This is a genomic window from Agrobacterium sp. D14, assembly GCF_001526505.1.
Lineage (GTDB): Bacteria > Pseudomonadota > Alphaproteobacteria > Rhizobiales > Rhizobiaceae > Agrobacterium > Agrobacterium leguminum.
Genome location: NZ_ASXX01000026.1, coordinates 1 through 14,829, shown reverse-complemented (window position 1 = coordinate 14,829; position 14,829 = coordinate 1). Strand labels below are relative to the sequence as shown.

The 14,829-nt window shown below is 59.7% G+C and carries 17 protein-coding genes; 8 read left to right on the top strand and 9 right to left on the bottom strand.

The genetic code is table 11. The annotated features are described in order from the left end of the window. Nucleotides 1-38 precede the first annotated feature (38 nt). From L901_RS16045 to L901_RS16025, 5 genes are read left to right on the top strand one after another with little or no spacing between them, the layout of a single operon-like run. Nucleotides 39-1,013, top strand: coding sequence for a carbohydrate ABC transporter permease (locus tag L901_RS16045; protein WP_059758565.1), 975 nt, complete (start codon nt 39-41; stop codon nt 1,011-1,013). Beyond that, entirely contained in the window at nt 1,010-1,843 is an 834-nt protein-coding gene (locus tag L901_RS16040) for a carbohydrate ABC transporter permease (protein ID WP_003523786.1), read from the top strand. Before L901_RS16045 ends, L901_RS16040 begins: the two co-directional genes overlap by 4 nt. 10 nt (nt 1,844-1,853) lie before the next feature. After that, a complete protein-coding gene (locus L901_RS16035; RefSeq protein ID WP_059758563.1) occupies nt 1,854-2,882 on the top strand; it encodes an ABC transporter ATP-binding protein in 1,029 nt (342 codons plus the stop codon). 57 nt (nt 2,883-2,939) lie between these two features. Further along, entirely contained in the window at nt 2,940-3,725 is a 786-nt protein-coding gene (locus L901_RS16030) for a ThuA domain-containing protein (protein WP_046801358.1), read from the top strand. A gap of 6 nt (nt 3,726-3,731) precedes the next feature. Beyond that, nucleotides 3,732-4,781, top strand: a complete 1,050-nt coding sequence (locus L901_RS16025; RefSeq protein ID WP_059758561.1) for a Gfo/Idh/MocA family protein — start codon at nt 3,732-3,734, stop codon at nt 4,779-4,781. 243 nt (nt 4,782-5,024) lie between these two features. Here the strand turns inward: L901_RS16025 and queE are convergent, their stop codons facing one another. Genes queE through queC form a run of 3 tightly spaced genes read right to left on the bottom strand, consistent with a single transcriptional unit; the run spans nt 5,025 to nt 6,843 of the window. Then, entirely contained in the window at nt 5,025-5,780 is a 756-nt protein-coding gene (gene queE / locus L901_RS16020; protein ID WP_020811478.1) for a 7-carboxy-7-deazaguanine synthase QueE, read from the bottom strand. Further along, nucleotides 5,777-6,133, bottom strand: coding sequence for a 6-carboxytetrahydropterin synthase QueD (gene queD / locus L901_RS16015; protein ID WP_020811477.1), 357 nt, complete (start codon nt 6,131-6,133; stop codon nt 5,777-5,779). The genes queE and queD overlap by 4 nt, the downstream gene beginning before the upstream one ends. Continuing rightward, nucleotides 6,133-6,843, bottom strand: a complete 711-nt coding sequence (gene queC, locus L901_RS16010) for a 7-cyano-7-deazaguanine synthase QueC (protein ID WP_059758558.1) — start codon at nt 6,841-6,843, stop codon at nt 6,133-6,135. Before queC ends, queD begins: the two co-directional genes overlap by 1 nt. 224 nt (nt 6,844-7,067) lie before the next feature. On the opposite strand from queC, the gene L901_RS27450 reads away from it, so the two are divergent. Both L901_RS27450 and L901_RS27445 read left to right on the top strand, forming a co-directional pair. Continuing rightward, the gene (locus L901_RS27450) at nt 7,068-7,205 is read left to right on the top strand and encodes a hypothetical protein (RefSeq protein WP_183044107.1); all 138 of its coding nucleotides are present in this window, start codon (nt 7,068-7,070) and stop codon (nt 7,203-7,205) included. Then, complete coding sequence (locus L901_RS27445; RefSeq protein WP_183044106.1) at nt 7,198-7,368, top strand: hypothetical protein; 171 nt, start codon at nt 7,198-7,200, stop codon at nt 7,366-7,368. Before L901_RS27450 ends, L901_RS27445 begins: the two co-directional genes overlap by 8 nt. A gap of 97 nt (nt 7,369-7,465) precedes the next feature. On the opposite strand, the gene L901_RS16005 is transcribed toward L901_RS27445, so the two are convergent. The 6 genes from L901_RS16005 to L901_RS15980 form a co-directional block, all read right to left on the bottom strand. Beyond that, entirely contained in the window at nt 7,466-8,599 is a 1,134-nt protein-coding gene (locus L901_RS16005) for a Gfo/Idh/MocA family protein (protein ID WP_059758555.1), read from the bottom strand. 24 nt (nt 8,600-8,623) lie between these two features. Continuing rightward, the gene (locus L901_RS16000) at nt 8,624-9,388 is read right to left on the bottom strand and encodes a sugar phosphate isomerase/epimerase (RefSeq protein ID WP_059758553.1); all 765 of its coding nucleotides are present in this window, start codon (nt 9,386-9,388) and stop codon (nt 8,624-8,626) included. A 59-nt stretch (nt 9,389-9,447) separates the two neighbouring features. Next, a complete protein-coding gene (locus L901_RS15995) occupies nt 9,448-10,536 on the bottom strand; it encodes an ABC transporter ATP-binding protein (RefSeq protein WP_059758596.1) in 1,089 nt (362 codons plus the stop codon). Nucleotides 10,537-10,541: 5 nt separating this feature from the next. Then, nucleotides 10,542-11,483 carry a carbohydrate ABC transporter permease gene (locus L901_RS15990; RefSeq protein WP_059758550.1) on the bottom strand — a complete coding sequence of 314 codons (942 nt, stop codon included), beginning with the start codon at nt 11,481-11,483 and terminating at the stop codon, nt 10,542-10,544. Beyond that, entirely contained in the window at nt 11,476-12,378 is a 903-nt protein-coding gene (locus L901_RS15985; RefSeq protein WP_059758547.1) for a carbohydrate ABC transporter permease, read from the bottom strand. Before L901_RS15985 ends, L901_RS15990 begins: the two co-directional genes overlap by 8 nt. 143 nt (nt 12,379-12,521) lie before the next feature. Continuing rightward, the gene (locus tag L901_RS15980) at nt 12,522-13,754 is read right to left on the bottom strand and encodes an ABC transporter substrate-binding protein (protein WP_059758544.1); all 1,233 of its coding nucleotides are present in this window, start codon (nt 13,752-13,754) and stop codon (nt 12,522-12,524) included. A 221-nt stretch (nt 13,755-13,975) separates the two neighbouring features. Here L901_RS15980 and L901_RS15975 point away from each other — a divergent pair, with 221 nt between their 5' ends. Beyond that, nucleotides 13,976-14,698 (top strand): CPBP family intramembrane glutamic endopeptidase, encoded by a 723-nt coding sequence (locus L901_RS15975; RefSeq protein ID WP_059758541.1) that lies wholly within the window; start codon nt 13,976-13,978, stop codon nt 14,696-14,698. Nucleotides 14,699-14,829: the final 131 nt, after the last annotated feature.

Below are 14,829 nucleotides of genomic sequence, written 5' to 3'. Positions count from 1 at the left end.
CCTGATCGTCTCCCGCGCCCCAACCGCGAGATATCCCCATGAACGACATTGCCCTTCAAAGACCGGTCGCGGCATCCGGCACCGGCTCCGACCTGCAGTCGGAACGACTGAAATCCGCCTGGCTGTTTCTTGCCCCCACATTTCTGGTGCTGGCGCTGGTGGCGGGCTGGCCGCTGGTGCGCACCGTGTGGTTCAGCCTCACCGACGCCTCGCTCACCAATCTCGACGGGGCGCAGTTCGTCGGCCTCAAGAACTACCTCACCTGGATCACGCTCAGCAGCGGCCGCACCATCTATCGCGGCCTGCTTGCCGATCCCGCATGGTGGGGCGCAGTTCTCAACACGCTCAAATTCACCATCCTTTCCGTCAGCTTCGAAACCGTGCTCGGCCTCATCGTCGCGCTGGTGCTGAATGCCGAATTCAAGGGACGTGGCCTCGTGCGCGCCGCGATCCTCGTGCCCTGGGCCATTCCCACCATCGTTTCGGCGCAGATGTGGGCATGGATGCTGAATGACCAGTTCGGCATATTGAACGACCTGTTCCTCAATCTCGGGCTGATCTCCAGCAAGATTGCCTGGACGGCCAATCCCGAGACCGCGATGATCGCCGTGCTGATCGTCGATATCTGGAAGACAACGCCCTTCATGGCGCTGCTCATTCTCGCCGGCCTGCAAATGGTGCCGAAGGACATGTATGAGGCGGCAAAGGTGGACGGCATTCATCCCGTCAAGGTGTTCTTCCGCGTCACTTTGCCGATGATCCGCCCGGCCCTCATGGTCGCCGTCATCTTTCGCATGCTGGATGCGATGCGCGTCTTCGATCTCATCTATATCCTGACGCCCAACAACGCCCAGACCCGCACCATGTCGGTGCTGGCGCGTGAGAACCTGTTCGATTTCGACAAGTTCTCCTACGGTGCTGCAGCCTCCACCATGCTGTTCCTCATCATCGCCTCGATCACCGTCATCTACATGTGGCTCGGGCGCGTCAACACCGATGGAGCCGCGCGATGACCCTGCCAAGCATCCTGAAAACCACCGCTTTTTATGCGCTGGTCGCCATCATCATGGTGATTTCGGTATTCCCGTTTTATTATGCGATCCTGACGAGCCTGAAATCCGGCTCGGCGCTGTTCCAGGTCAATTATTGGCCGCGTGATTTCTCGCTGACCAATTACAGCTTCGTCATCGGCAACGGCACATTCCTGCGCAATCTCGGCAACTCGCTGTTCGTTGCATCTTCGGTCGTCATATTGTCGCTGTTCCTTGCGGTAACGGCGTCCTATGCCCTGGCCCGCGTCCGCTTCCGGGGTCGCGCGCTGCTTCTGCTCACCATCCTGTCGGTTTCGATGTTCCCGCAGATCGCCGTTCTCGCCGGCCTGTTCGAACTGATCCGCTGGGCGGGCATCTTCAACACGCCGCTGGCGCTGATCTTTTCCTACATGATCTTTACCCTGCCCTTCACGGTCTGGGTACTGACAACCTTCATGCGCGACCTGCCGATCGAGATCGAGGAAGCGGCTATCGTCGATGGTGCAACGCCGTGGGTCATCATCACCCAGGTCTTCATGCCGCTGATGTGGCCCGCACTCGTCACGACAGGGCTTCTCGCCTTCATCGCGGCGTGGAACGAATTCCTCTTCGCACTTACCTTCACCTCATCGAACGAGCAGCGCACGGTGCCTGTCGCCATCGCGCTCCTGTCGGGCGGCTCGCAGTTCGAAATCCCCTGGGGAACGATCATGGCCGCGTCCGTCATCGTCACCGCACCCCTCGTCGTCCTCGTTCTGATCTTCCAGCGACGCATCATTTCCGGCCTCACCGCCGGCGGCGTCAAAGGCTAGGAGAAACCAAATGACCACCATTCAACTGCGCGATCTTCGCAAATCCTTCGGCGCCTTCGATGTCATCAAGGGCATCGACATGGACATCCGCTCCGGCGAATTCATGGTCTTCGTCGGCCCCTCCGGCTGCGGCAAGTCCACGCTTTTGCGCCTCATCTGCGGGCTGGAGGAAATTTCCAGTGGCACGCTTTCCTTCGACAGCGAGACGGTGAACCGCCTGCCGCCCGCCAAGCGTGGCGTCGCCATGGTCTTCCAGTCCTATGCGCTTTATCCGCATATGACCGTGTTCGAAAACATGGCCTTCGGCATGAAACTGTCAGGTGCCGACAAGGAACAGCGCAGGAAGCGCGTCGAAGCCGCCGCCGAGATGCTGCAGCTCACGCCCTATCTGGAACGTCTGCCGAAGCAGCTTTCCGGCGGCCAGCGCCAGCGTGTCGCCATCGGCCGCGCCATCGTGCGCGATCCCAAGGTCTTCCTCTTCGACGAACCCCTGTCCAATCTCGATGCGGCATTGCGCGTCGCCACGCGTCTCGAAATCGCCAAGCTGCATCGCTCGATGCATGACACGACGATGATCTACGTCACCCACGACCAGGTGGAGGCGATGACACTCGCCGACCGTATCTGCGTCTTGCGTGACGGCCGTGTCGAGCAGATCGGCACGCCGCTGGAGCTTTACGAAAGCCCGGTCAACACCTTCGTCGCCGGCTTCATCGGCTCGCCGAAGATGAACTTCCTCACCGGTAAATATGCGGAGGCCGAAGGGGCGAAAACCATCGGCATCCGCCCCGAACACATCGCCATCGCCACCGATGGCAGCGGCTGGAGCGGCGAGATCGTGCATTCGGAAATGCTGGGATCGGACAGCTATATCTATGTCGAGATCGGCGCGGGTGAACCCGTCGTCGTTCGTGAAGAGGGCGTGACCGGCCGCACGGCCGGTGAACGCATCGCCATCGCGCCGGATGCAACGCAGATACATCGTTTCGACGCCGAGGGCCGGGCGCTTGCCCGCAACCCTGCCCGGGGTGCCGCCTGAACATTCAACTTTCGCCGGGCTCACCCAAGGTCCCGGCTTTCACCGAGGAGCATGACAATGACCATCAACACCGTTGTATGGGGCGAAAATATCCACGAACACATCAATGAGACGGTGCGTTCGATCTATCCGAACGGCATGCACAACACCATTGCCGACGCGCTGAACCAGAATCCTGAGATCAACGCCACCACCGCCACGCTGCAGGAGCCGGAACACGGGCTTTCGCAGGAGCGCCTCGACAAGACCGACGTTCTCGTCTGGTGGGGCCACAAGGACCATGGTGCGGTTCAGGATGAAATCGTCGAGCGTGTCGCCAAGCGCGTCTGGGAAGGCATGGGCCTTATCGTCCTGCATTCCGGCCACTTCTCCAAGCCGTTCAAGCGCCTGATGGGCACGCCCTGCGCGCTGAAATGGCGTGAGGCGGGCGAACGCGAGCGCCTGTGGACCATCAATCCGCGCCACCCGATCGCCGCCGGCCTGCCGGAACATTTCGAGCTGGAAAACGAGGAAATGTATGGTGAGCAGTTTTCCGTGCCGGAGCCGCTGGAAACCGTCTTCATCTCCTGGTTCCAGGGCGGCGAGGTCTTCCGTTCCGGTCTCACCTGGCGCCGTGGTGCAGGCAATATCTTCTATTTCCGCCCCGGCCACGAGACCTATCCGACCTATCACGACGCCAATGTCCAGAAGGTCATCAGCAACTCGGTGAAATGGGCCTATAATCCCGTTGGCGCACTGAAAAGCATTCACGACGCCCCCAATGTTCCCGTCGACAAGGCTCTGGAGCCTATCGAAGAACGCGGCCCCAAGCTGCACAAAGCTGGCGAAGCAGGTTACAGGTAAATAGCCATGAGACTTCTCATTCTCGGAACCGGCGGCATGGCCAACAACCATGCCACATATTTCTCTGAAATCCCCGGCGTCGAACTCGTCGCGGCGGTGGATGTGGACGATGTGGTGGTGCGGGGCTTTGCGCTGCGCCACAACATTCCGCTCTCCTTCACCTCGCTGGATGACGCGATTGCCTGGGGTGAATTCGATGCGGCGGCCAATGTCACGCCGGATGCGATCCACCATCCCACCAGCCTGAAGCTGCTTGCGGCCGGCAAGCACGTCTTCTGCGAAAAGCCGCTGGCGGAAAACTACGCCAAAGCCGCCGAAATGGCCGATGCCGCCGAAAAGGCCGGCCTCGTCGCCATGGTCAACCTCACCTATCGCAATGTCGCACCCTTGCAGGCGGCGCGCGAGATGGTGCTGGCAGGCGAGATCGGCAAGGTGCGGCATCTCGAAGCCTCCTATCTCCAGAGCTGGCTCGTTTCCAAGGCCTGGGGCGACTGGATGACGGAGAGCAAGTGGCTGTGGCGGCTCTCCACCAAGCATGGTTCGAACGGTGTGCTGGGCGATGTCGGCATCCACATTCTCGATTTCGCCTCCTATGGCGCGGGCAGCGATGTGGAGCGCATCTTCACGCGGCTGAAGACCTTCGACAAATATGAAGGCAATAAAATTGGCGTCTACGACCTCGATGCCAATGACAGCTTCACCATGACCGCCGAGCTTGAAAACGGCGCCATGGGCGTCATCCATGCCAGCCGCTGGGCGACGGGGCATCTGAACGAACTTCGCCTGCGCATCCATGGCGACAAGGGCGCATTGGAAGTGATCCACACGCCGGATTATTCCAGCCTGCGCGCCTGCATCGGCGAGGATGTGGAAAAGGCGATCTGGAAGACCATCGATGTCGACCCGGTGCCGACGAATTACGAAAAATTCGCCAGATCCGTCATGGAAGGCGGCCCCGCCGATCCGGATTTCCGTCATGCGGCCAATCTGCAGAAGGTGCTCGATCTATCGATCATTGCGGATCGGGAACGGCGCGAGCTGGCCGTTTCGGCCTGATGTGAAAGACAATATGCGGCACGACGTTGCCGCGTATTCTTCTCCCCGAGGGGGAGAAGGTGGCCCGAAGGGTCGGATGAGGGGGCAAGCTCTCCGAATATCGCTGACGTTGCCCCCTCATCCCGCTGCCGCGACCTTCTCCCCGGCGGGGAGAAGAAGCAAGTGGCACCCGCTCGCTCAATCCGCTATGCGCTTTCTCAAAGACGTGGACTACGACGTGGAATTTTAATCCTTCCGCACAATCTACACCCCCCGCTTATTCCCCCACAACAGCACATGCAGCTGCGGCAGCACCCGGGCGGAAAACCAGCGATCTTCGCTCACCTTCTCCACCAGCCACAACATCCGGTCCATCACCCCATCGATATCCACACGTGCATCGTCGTCATCGGGCGGCGGCGGGGTATGGTTGCCGGTCTGGAGATAGACCGGCAGATGCGGGAAACGCGCGGATGCCGCCTTGGCATAGGCATAATCCGCATCGTCGAACACCACGATCTTCAGCGCCACCTGCGGTCCGTCGCCGGCGGCGGCAAGACAATCTTCGAAGGCCCGCCAGTCCGTTTCCATGCCGCTCGATGGCGGCTTGGGGCTCAGCACCAGATGGTCGAGAGCAGCAAACCAGTCTTTGGCGATGCTGCCCTGCGTTTCCAGCGCGAAGCGATACCCCTCGCCCTGCCCCTTCGCGATCAAGGCCCCGAGCGGCTGGATGGCCGGGTTGCCGCCTGAAAGCGAGACCGTCAGCGGCACGCCGCCGGAAAGCCGCCGCACCTCCTGCCAGATCGCCTCGACCGGCATCGGCTTCCACGTGTCGCGGTACTCGCTGTCAACGGCATGCAGCGTATCGCACCAGGAGCAGCGGTAATCGCAGCCGCCAGTGCGCACGAAAACGGTCGGCAGACCGATCAGCACGCCTTCGCCCTGAATGGTCGGACCGAAGATTTCGCTGATGCGGATCGTGGTTTCCTTCGCTGCAATCTTGTGTGCAGCCGCCGTCATGGCCGGTATTCCGCCCAGGTCTTGGCGGTTTCGCTGACGCGCACGGCGCTCGTTTCCGGCAGGCGATCCTTGCACCAGTCATAAAAATGCTTCGCCAGGCATTCCGCCGTCACCCGGTCATGGCCGAGAACGTCGTTCAGGTGGCGGTGGTCGAAATGATCGTCGATATAGCGCTTCAGCGGTGCAAGTTCGTGATAGTCGCGCACGAAACCGTGCTCGTTCAGCGCTTCGCCTGCCAGCTCGATCTCAACAATGTAATTATGCCCGTGGAGGCGATTGCACTGATGATCCGACGGCAGGCTTTTCAGCTGGTGCGAGGCGGAGAAGTGAAATTCCTTGGTGATGCGGAACATCAGCTCACCTCCTGCGCCGCATAGGCATGGGTGGCCGCCACCCAGAAATCCGGATCCTCATAGTCGGTCGGGTCGGTGACACCGGCCAGATGAAAGGCCTCGCGCCGTTCCACGCAGGTGCCGCAGCGGCCGCAATGGCGCAAGCCGCCCTTGTAACAGGACCATGTTTCGCCAAACGGCGTGCCGTATTTCGCACCATCGGTCACAATCGCCGCCTTGGAAACGGTGACATAGGGCGCGAAAAGCTTGACGTCGGCATAACCTTCAAGCGCATGCGCCTGCATGGCGTTGAAACTGTCGATGAAGCCCGGCCGGCAATCGGGGTAGATGAAGTGATCGCCGCCATGCACGGCAATCGCCACAGCATCCGCCTGCTGCGCGGCAGCCAGCCCGAAAGCGATGGTGAGCATGATGGCGTTGCGGTTCGGCACCACGGTGGAGCGCATGGTCTCCTCCGCATAGTGCCCATCCGGCACCTCCACGTCATCGGTCAGCGCCGAACCGGTGAGATGGGCGCCGATGGTTCTGATATCGATGACATGATGCGGCACGCCGAGACGCCTTGCGCAATCGGCCGCGTATTCCAGTTCCTTCCTGTGGCGCTGGCCATAATCGAAGGAGACGAGAGCGAGAAGTTCGTGTTCCGCCGCGATTTTATGCGCAAGCGAAACGGAGTCCAATCCGCCGGAGCAGATGACGATGGTTTTCATAATTTGGGATCCCTTGTTTTGACCGGGTGGGCTGCGACCGGATTACGGGGAGCGGCTTTAAACCAAACCGACGGGCTTGTGAAGGGCCTTGCGGAAATCGCGCAAAGCCGCGCCATCACGAAAATGCCCCGCGGCAGCAACAAGACGAAACAATCGGGACATATGCGGGAAACCGGCACGATCTAGAACGATGCGAAATCTGCTGTTCTTGAAGGGTCTTGCCAATGGTGGCGGCTGATACATTTCTGTTTTCGCTGAGCAACCTCAGCTCTCTCTGCACCGGCCTGCTGATGGCGATGGCAGGCATGCTTTATGTCACGCTCACCATTCGCGGGCTGGTTGCCGCCGTTCGCCATGGATAAGGCTCTCGACACCAAACGCCACCGGTTCAGGCGCAATCTCACCACAGCGCTCGTTGTCGCCTCCGCGGCGCTCGTCGCGGCCGTTGGCATAGCCCCTTTCGTGTTCCTGATCTGGATGGTCAGGACCGTTGCGCGCTGGCTGGGTCTTTTTATCGGCCTATGAAAATCTGATGAACACGCGACGCTCGCCACTAAATGGCTGAGCGGAAAAGGCCCGGCGAACTGGCAGTGCGCCGGGCCTTTTTTCGTTGGCTTTGGGCTCAGCGCAGCAGCGCCTGCGCCTCCTCGATACCGAGTGCTGCCGGCTGGGTGCAGGTCGTCGTCATTTCGATGAAACGGCCCTCCTCCCCAGACTTCAGGATCGAGGTCATCACATCGATACCGTGCAGGGAGCGATCCAGCGAGCAACGGGCATCACGCCCTTCCAGAATAGCGATTGCCATATCGGCAAGGCCCGCCGTACGGTAATTGGCGCGCGGGCCGTTGGGGCTTTCCTGATTGGCGATGCCGAAAGGATGCGCCCAGTCTTCCAGCGGCTGGATATTCTTGTCCCGTCCGCTCGCTTCCACCACACCGCCGAAGAAGTTCGGGTCCGGCACGTAGATCGAGCCTTCCGTGCCATAGAGCTCCATATTGGCGTGGCGATGCGACCAGACATCCCAGCTCGCCGAAAGCGTGATCGTCGCGCCGTTCACGAATTCCAGCAGGGCATGGATATTCGTCGGTGTTTCGACCGGGATGATTTCGCCGTTCAGCGGCTGGCTGGTCACCGTACGGGTGGGGTTCGCCATGCTGGTCAGCGCACCGACGCGCTTCACCGGTCCGATGAGGTTGATGAGATTAGCGACGTAATAGGGACCGAGATCGAGGATCGGCCCGCCGCCCTTCAGGAAGAAGAAGCCCGGGTTCGGGTGCCACATCTCCATGCCGGGGCTCATCACATGGCAGGTGCCGGAGGTGATGCGCCCGACCTTGCCGTCATCGATATATTGCCGGGCAAGCTGATGCGCGCCGCCGAGGAAGGTATCCGGCGCGCAGCCGACGGAGAGGTTCTTCTCGCGGGCGATGCGCCGCAGCTCCTCGCCTTCCTCCAGCGAAAGCACCAGCGGCTTTTCCGAATAGACGTGCTTGCCCGCCTCGAGGGCGGCTTTCGACACCGGAAAATGCGCGGCGGGAATGGTGAGGTTCACCACCACGTCGATATCCTTGTTGGCGAGCAGCTCCTCGATGGACTGCGCGACAACACCGAATTCTTCCGCCCTCAGCTCCGCCGCATTGCGGTTGAGGTCGGCGCAGGCAAGCACCTTGATGCCCTTGAAGAGCGGTGCCAGCGAGAAATAAGCAGACGAGATATTGCCGCATCCGATGATGCCGACGCCAAGATCCCTGGCCATGATGCAAACTCCGAAAATTGAAACTTAGTAGGTTTTGAAAGATGCGATCGAGCGGGTGATCAGCCGGTCGATATCCTTCGGGTTGTCGTGCTCGACCACAAAATGTTTCGTGACGGATTTAGCCTTCAGCGCCGCGACGAGGCCCTTCCAGTCCACGGTCCCATGGCCGACATCGGCCCAGCCATCCTCATCCGCATTCTCGCCTGCTGGTGCGATGTCCTTCACATGTACCGCAGTAATGCGTTTGCCATAGCTTTCGATCCAGGCGAGCGGATCGGCATTGCCTCTGATGATCCAGGCAATATCCGCCTCCCATTTCAAATCCGGGCCGCCGGCAAAAATCTGCTCCTGTGGGGTGGAACCGTCGGCAAGCGTCTTGAACTCGAAATCGTGGTTATGCCAGCCGAAGGTCAGCCCGGCATCGACGAAAGGCTTGCCAGCCTCCTGCAGGCGCTTGCCGAAAGCGAACCAGCCCGCGGCATCTGTCGGGCGCTGGTCAGGCATCAGATAAGGGCAATAGATCGCCTCCACGCCCAGAACTTTCGCGATGTTCAGCGCCTTTTTCGGATCGCCTTCCAGAAGGTCGAGGCCGAAATGACCGGTCGGCATGGCAAGGCCGTTGGCGTCGAGTTCGGCGCGCAGGCCTTTCAAACCGGCGTCATCCAGCGAAGCGTACATCGCGCCATAACCTTCGACATGTTTATAACCCGCCGCCGAAAGCTTCTTCAGAATGTTGGAAAAAGGCTGGAAATTACGGGCGCTGTAAAGCTGGAAACCGAGTTCTGTCATTGTCTCCTCCATAGAGATCTGGGTCTTGGGATTGTGTGTGGGGGTAAATCGAAGCTGTTCTAGAGCCGGTCCTCGCTTTGCGCGTCGAACAGTGAGGCCATGGTCATGTCGAGGCCGAGGCGCACCTTGGTGCCGGGTGAAAACCGCCTGTGGCCGCCGACACGCACGGACATGGTATGCCCGGCATGTTTCAGCCAGATCAGATTGTCCGCACCCATCGGTTCCTCGATATCGACAATCGCCTCATGCACTTCGCCGCCAACGATATCGGCATCGACGCGCACATGTTCGGGGCGCACGCCCAGCACCACGGCACGGCCCGCGGCGAGCGGCGTTTCCGCATGATAGCCATCCAGCGCGAAAGTCACGCCATTGGTGGTGAAAACCACCTTGCCGTCTTTTTCGATCAACTCGCCGCGCAGGAAATTCATCGAGGGCGAGCCGATGAAACCGGCAACGAAGAGGTTTCGCGGCTTGTTGTAGATGGTGACGGGATCGGCCAGCTGCTGGATGACACCGCTTTTCATGATGGCGATGCGGTCCGCCAGCGTCAGCGCCTCGATCTGGTCATGCGTCACATAGATCATGGTGTTCTTCAGCGACTGGTGCAGCCGCTTGATTTCGACGCGCAGTTCCGAGCGCAGCTTGGCATCGAGGTTGGAGAGCGGCTCGTCGAACAGGAACACATCCACATCCCGCACCAGCGCCCGGCCGATGGCCACACGCTGGCGCTGGCCGCCAGAAAGCTCGGCGGGCTTGCGTTTCAGCAGCGGCTCGATCTGGAGTATGCCAGCCGCTCTTTTCACACGCCGGTCGATCTCCTCTTTCGGCACTTTAGCGACCTGAAGGCCGAAGGACAGGTTCTTCTCAACGGTCATCTGCGGATAAAGCGCATAGGACTGGAACACCATGCCGATGCCGCGATCCTTCGGCTCCTCCCAGGTGACGTTGCGGTCCTTGATGAAGATTTGCCCGTCGGTCGGCTCCAGAAGACCCGCGATGCAATTGAGAAGGGTCGACTTGCCGCAGCCGGAAGAGCCGAGCAGCACGAGGAATTCGCCATCGTAAATATCGAGATTGAGGTCTTTCAGCACGGTGACGGCACCGAAGGACAGGGAAAGATCGCGAATGGAAACGCTTTTGTTCATATAGCTCAACCTTTTACTGCGCCTGCGGCAATGCCGCGGACGAAAAGTCTGCCGGAGACGAAATAGACGATCAGCGGCACAGCCCCGGTCAGAAGCGTGGCGGCCATGTTGACGTTGTATTCCTTCACGCCCTGCACGGAGTTGACGATATTATTGAGCTGCACCGTCATCGGGTAATATTCCGGCCGCGTGAACACCACGCCGAACAGGAAGTCGTTCCAGATGCCGGTCACCTGCAGGATCATCGCCACGACGAAGATCGGCAGCGACATGGGCAGCATGATGCGGAAATAAATCTGCCAGAAATTGGCGCCATCAATGCGCGCCGCCTTGAACAATTCCTCCGGCAGAGAGGTGAAGTAGTTACGGAACAGCAGCGTCAGGATCGGCATGCCGAAAATGGTGTGCACAATGACGAGGCCGGTCAGCGTGCCATAGACACCCATTTCGCGCAGCACGATGACGATCGGATAGATCATCACCTGATAGGGTATGAAAGCGCCGATGATGAGGATGGAGAAGAACAGTTCCGATCCCTTGAACTTCCAGTTCGCCATGGCGTAGCCGCTGACGGAGGCGACGACGATCGAGATCACCACCGAAGGCACGAGGATGCGCACCGAATTCCAGAAGCCGCGTGAAAGCCCGTCGCAGTTCAAGCCCGTGCAGGCATTGGCCCAGGCCTTCACCCAGGGTTCGAAAGTGATTTCCACCGGCGGCGCGAAGATGTTGCCGAGCCGGATTTCCGGCATGCCCTTCAGCGAGGTGACGACCATCACGTAAAGCGGCAGTAGATAATAGGCGGCAGCCACGAACAGCGTGCCATAAAGAATGATGTTGCGGCGCGAAAAGGTTTTCCTCGGCTTCCTGCCGCGCGGGCCGGAAAGGTCCTGGGCAACCGCATCGGTGGCGGCCACGACCGTGTTTAATGTGCTGATATTAGCCACGCTTCTTGCCTCCGAATTCGAGGTAGGCCCATGGAATGATGATAATGGCGACAGTCAGAAGCATCATGGTCGAGGCGGCAAAGCCCTGCCCCAGATTCTGTGCCTGGAACATGTAGTCATAGACATATTTCGCCGGCACTTCGGACGCGATGCCCGGCCCGCCGCTGGTCTGCGCCACCACCAGATCGTAGACCTTGACGATGCCGCTGGCGATGATGACCAGCGTGGTGATGAAGACCGGCCGCATCATGGGAATGATGATGAGGATATAGGTCTTCCACATCGGAATGCCGTCAACACGCGTCGCCTTCCAGATGTCCTCGTCGATACCGCGAAGACCGGCCAGCATCAGGCACATGACGAGCCCCGTGCCCTGCCAGAGCGCCGCAATGAGGATGCCGTAGATGACGATCTGCGAATTATAGAGCGGATCGAAGGTGAAGCTTTCCCAGCCCATCGAGCGAACCACGGACTGGATGCCGAATTCCGGGTTCAGCAGCCATTGCCAGACGAGGCCTGTGACAATGAAGGACAGGGCGAAAGGATAGAGGAAAATGGTGCGGAAGGTGTTTTCGAAACGGATTTTCTGATCCATCAGCGCCGCCAGCACGAAGCCGATGACGAGGCTGAAGATCAGCGACAGCACGCCGTAGATCGCCAGATTCTGGATGGACACGATCCAGCGTGGTGCTGCCCACAAACGCTCATATTGATCGAAACCGATGAAGCTCGCGCGCGGCAAAAGCTTTGAATTGGTGAAGGAATAAACCACCGTCCAGATCGTTCCGCCGAGGAAGATCACCATGGCGGTCAGTATCATGGGAATGGAGGCAATCTTGGAATTGAGATTGCGGAAAAGCTGGTTGGGACGCCCCGAGCGCGCTTGACCTGCCATGTTACCTCCTCCTGTAACGTTACAGTCAACGGTCAGGCAAAAGCCTCACCGCATGAAACCCCTGCCCGTGCTGGTGATTGTTGCACAGGCAGGACGCTGGAAAGGAAAGCGGCGAACCGCTTTCCCACCCGGAGAGATCACACTCAGTCCGCCGAACCGATAATGTCCGCGAAGCGCTTCTGCCCGTCTTCCGCCGACATCGAGCCCGCGAAGAATTCCGCCATCAGGTCTTCCTTCTGTTTCTGCGTATCGGCGGAAATCAGCTGGTCGGTGCTGGTCAGCGCATTGCCCTTGGCCAGAATTTCGAGACCCTTCTTCATGCAGTCATTGGCGGCGTTGAGATCGACGTCGCCACGGATCGGCAACGAACCCTTCTTGAGGTTGAAGGCAACCTGGGTTTTCGGATCGACGATGGTTTCGGCCAGCACATCCTGCGCCTTGGATTTCGCCTCATCCTTCAGGAGCGGGAAATAGAAAGCGTCGCCGCCGGTGGTGATATAGTCGTTGAGGCCGAGACCCGGCAGGCAGGTGTAATCCGTGCCGGCCTTCTGATTGGCAAGCTGGAATTCACCCTGCGCCCAGTCACCCATGATCTGGCCGCCGGCCTTGCCGGTGATGACCATGTTGGTGGCCTGGTTCCAGTCCTGAACATTGGTGCCCTTGGCCATGTCGCGCGCCTCGACGGCCGCTGCGAAAATCTTCGCCATCTCAGGCCCGGCTGCCGCTTCGGCATCCTTGTCGCCATAGACCTTCTGATAGAGGTCCTTGCCACCAATCGAAAGCGTCAGCGTGTCGAACAGGCCGTTGGCCTGCCATGCCTGTCCACCGAGCGCGAGCGGCTGGATGCCGGCCTTTTTCAGCGCCGGCGCGGCGGCAACGAATTCCGTCCAGTTCTTCGGAACTTCGACGCCCGCCTTCTTGAAGGCTTCATTGGAAAGCCACAGCCATTGCCAGGAATGGATGTTGACCGGAGCGCAGTAAATCTTGCCGTCGATGGTGCAGCTGTCGAGCAGGCTTGCCGGCTTGATGACGTCTTTCCAGTTGCCCTTTGCGGCGACATCGGACAGGTCGCGCATCAGGCCTGCCTGAACAAGCTCTTCCGCCTGACGGCCGTGGTTGAACTGGGTCGCGCCCATCGGGTCGCCGCCGGTGATACGACTGATCATGATCGGACGGGCCGTGCCGCCCGAACCGGCAATCGCGCCATCCACCCATTTGTTACCGGTTGCGTCGAAAGCCTTGGCCAGTTCGGCCACCGCTGCGGCTTCGCCGCCCGATGTCCACCAATGGGTCACCTCAAGATCGGTGGCCCCGGCGATACCCGCCGGAATCATGACGCTGGCCAGAAAAGCCGCAGAAATAACACGCATTCGCATGAGTCTCCTCCCTCACTGAAACGTTGCAGTTGGAACGTATGCGAAGATTTTTGATTAGGCAACCGCCTAAAATACGAATCTCACAGCGCCCTCAGGAGGCATTTCGAACGATTGGAAAATGCGCCGGATAAGCTTGCGACATAGGGGATTGCGCTGCGTAATCCACACGCAATGCCAGTCGCTTATAAAACTTCGCAGCGAGGAAAACAGGTGAAGAGACCATGAAGCGCTGGCATATTCTTTTGGTCATCGGACTGGCCGGCGTCGCATCGCTTTTATTGGCGACATTTGAGCAGCTTGTACCGGGACAGCAACTTTCATTCGGAATGCGCCTGCTGATCCTCATCCAGCCGGCAATGCTGACCATTGCGGCGGTTGCAACCGGTCAGGCTCTGGCCGCAAAACTCGGACTTGACGCGCCCTTGGTCGACAGCTTGCTGACGGGCGGCAACCCGCGAGCGGTTCTGCGAACACAGGTGCCGCCCGCGCTCATGGTGGGCATTGCCGTCGGCCTGCTGATGATCGCCTATTCATCGGTGATCCTGCCATCGGTCGCGGATGCGGCCACCATGACAAAAATGACCGCTTTTAATGTCCCAATGGCGACCCGGATTCTCTATGGCGGGATCACGGAAGAGCTATTGACCCGATGGGGCCTGATGTCGTTTTTCGCCTGGGCGTTCTGGCGCATGACAGGAAGAGGACAGATTCGACCGGTGATTTTGTGGGCCGCCATCCTTATGGCGGCGGCACTCTTCGCCTCAGGTCATCTGCCGTTTCTGTTTGCGATTGTCGCTCAGCCGCAAGCGGCGCTGATCCTTGCAGTCCTGCTCACCAATTTCATTCCCGGCCTGCTGTTCGGATGGCTGTTCTGGCGTCGGGGGCTGGAGGCGGCGATGCTTTCCCATGCCCTTGCCCATTGCGTGAACGCGCTGATCGCCTGAGCCGAAAAGGCGAGCCGAACAACTATCCGCCTCACCTTCTCCAAACCTTCGGCGCTGGCGGCAATTTTATTGCCTTTTATAATCGTCCTCGATGCGGATGACATCATCCTCGCCGATATAGGCTCCGGTCT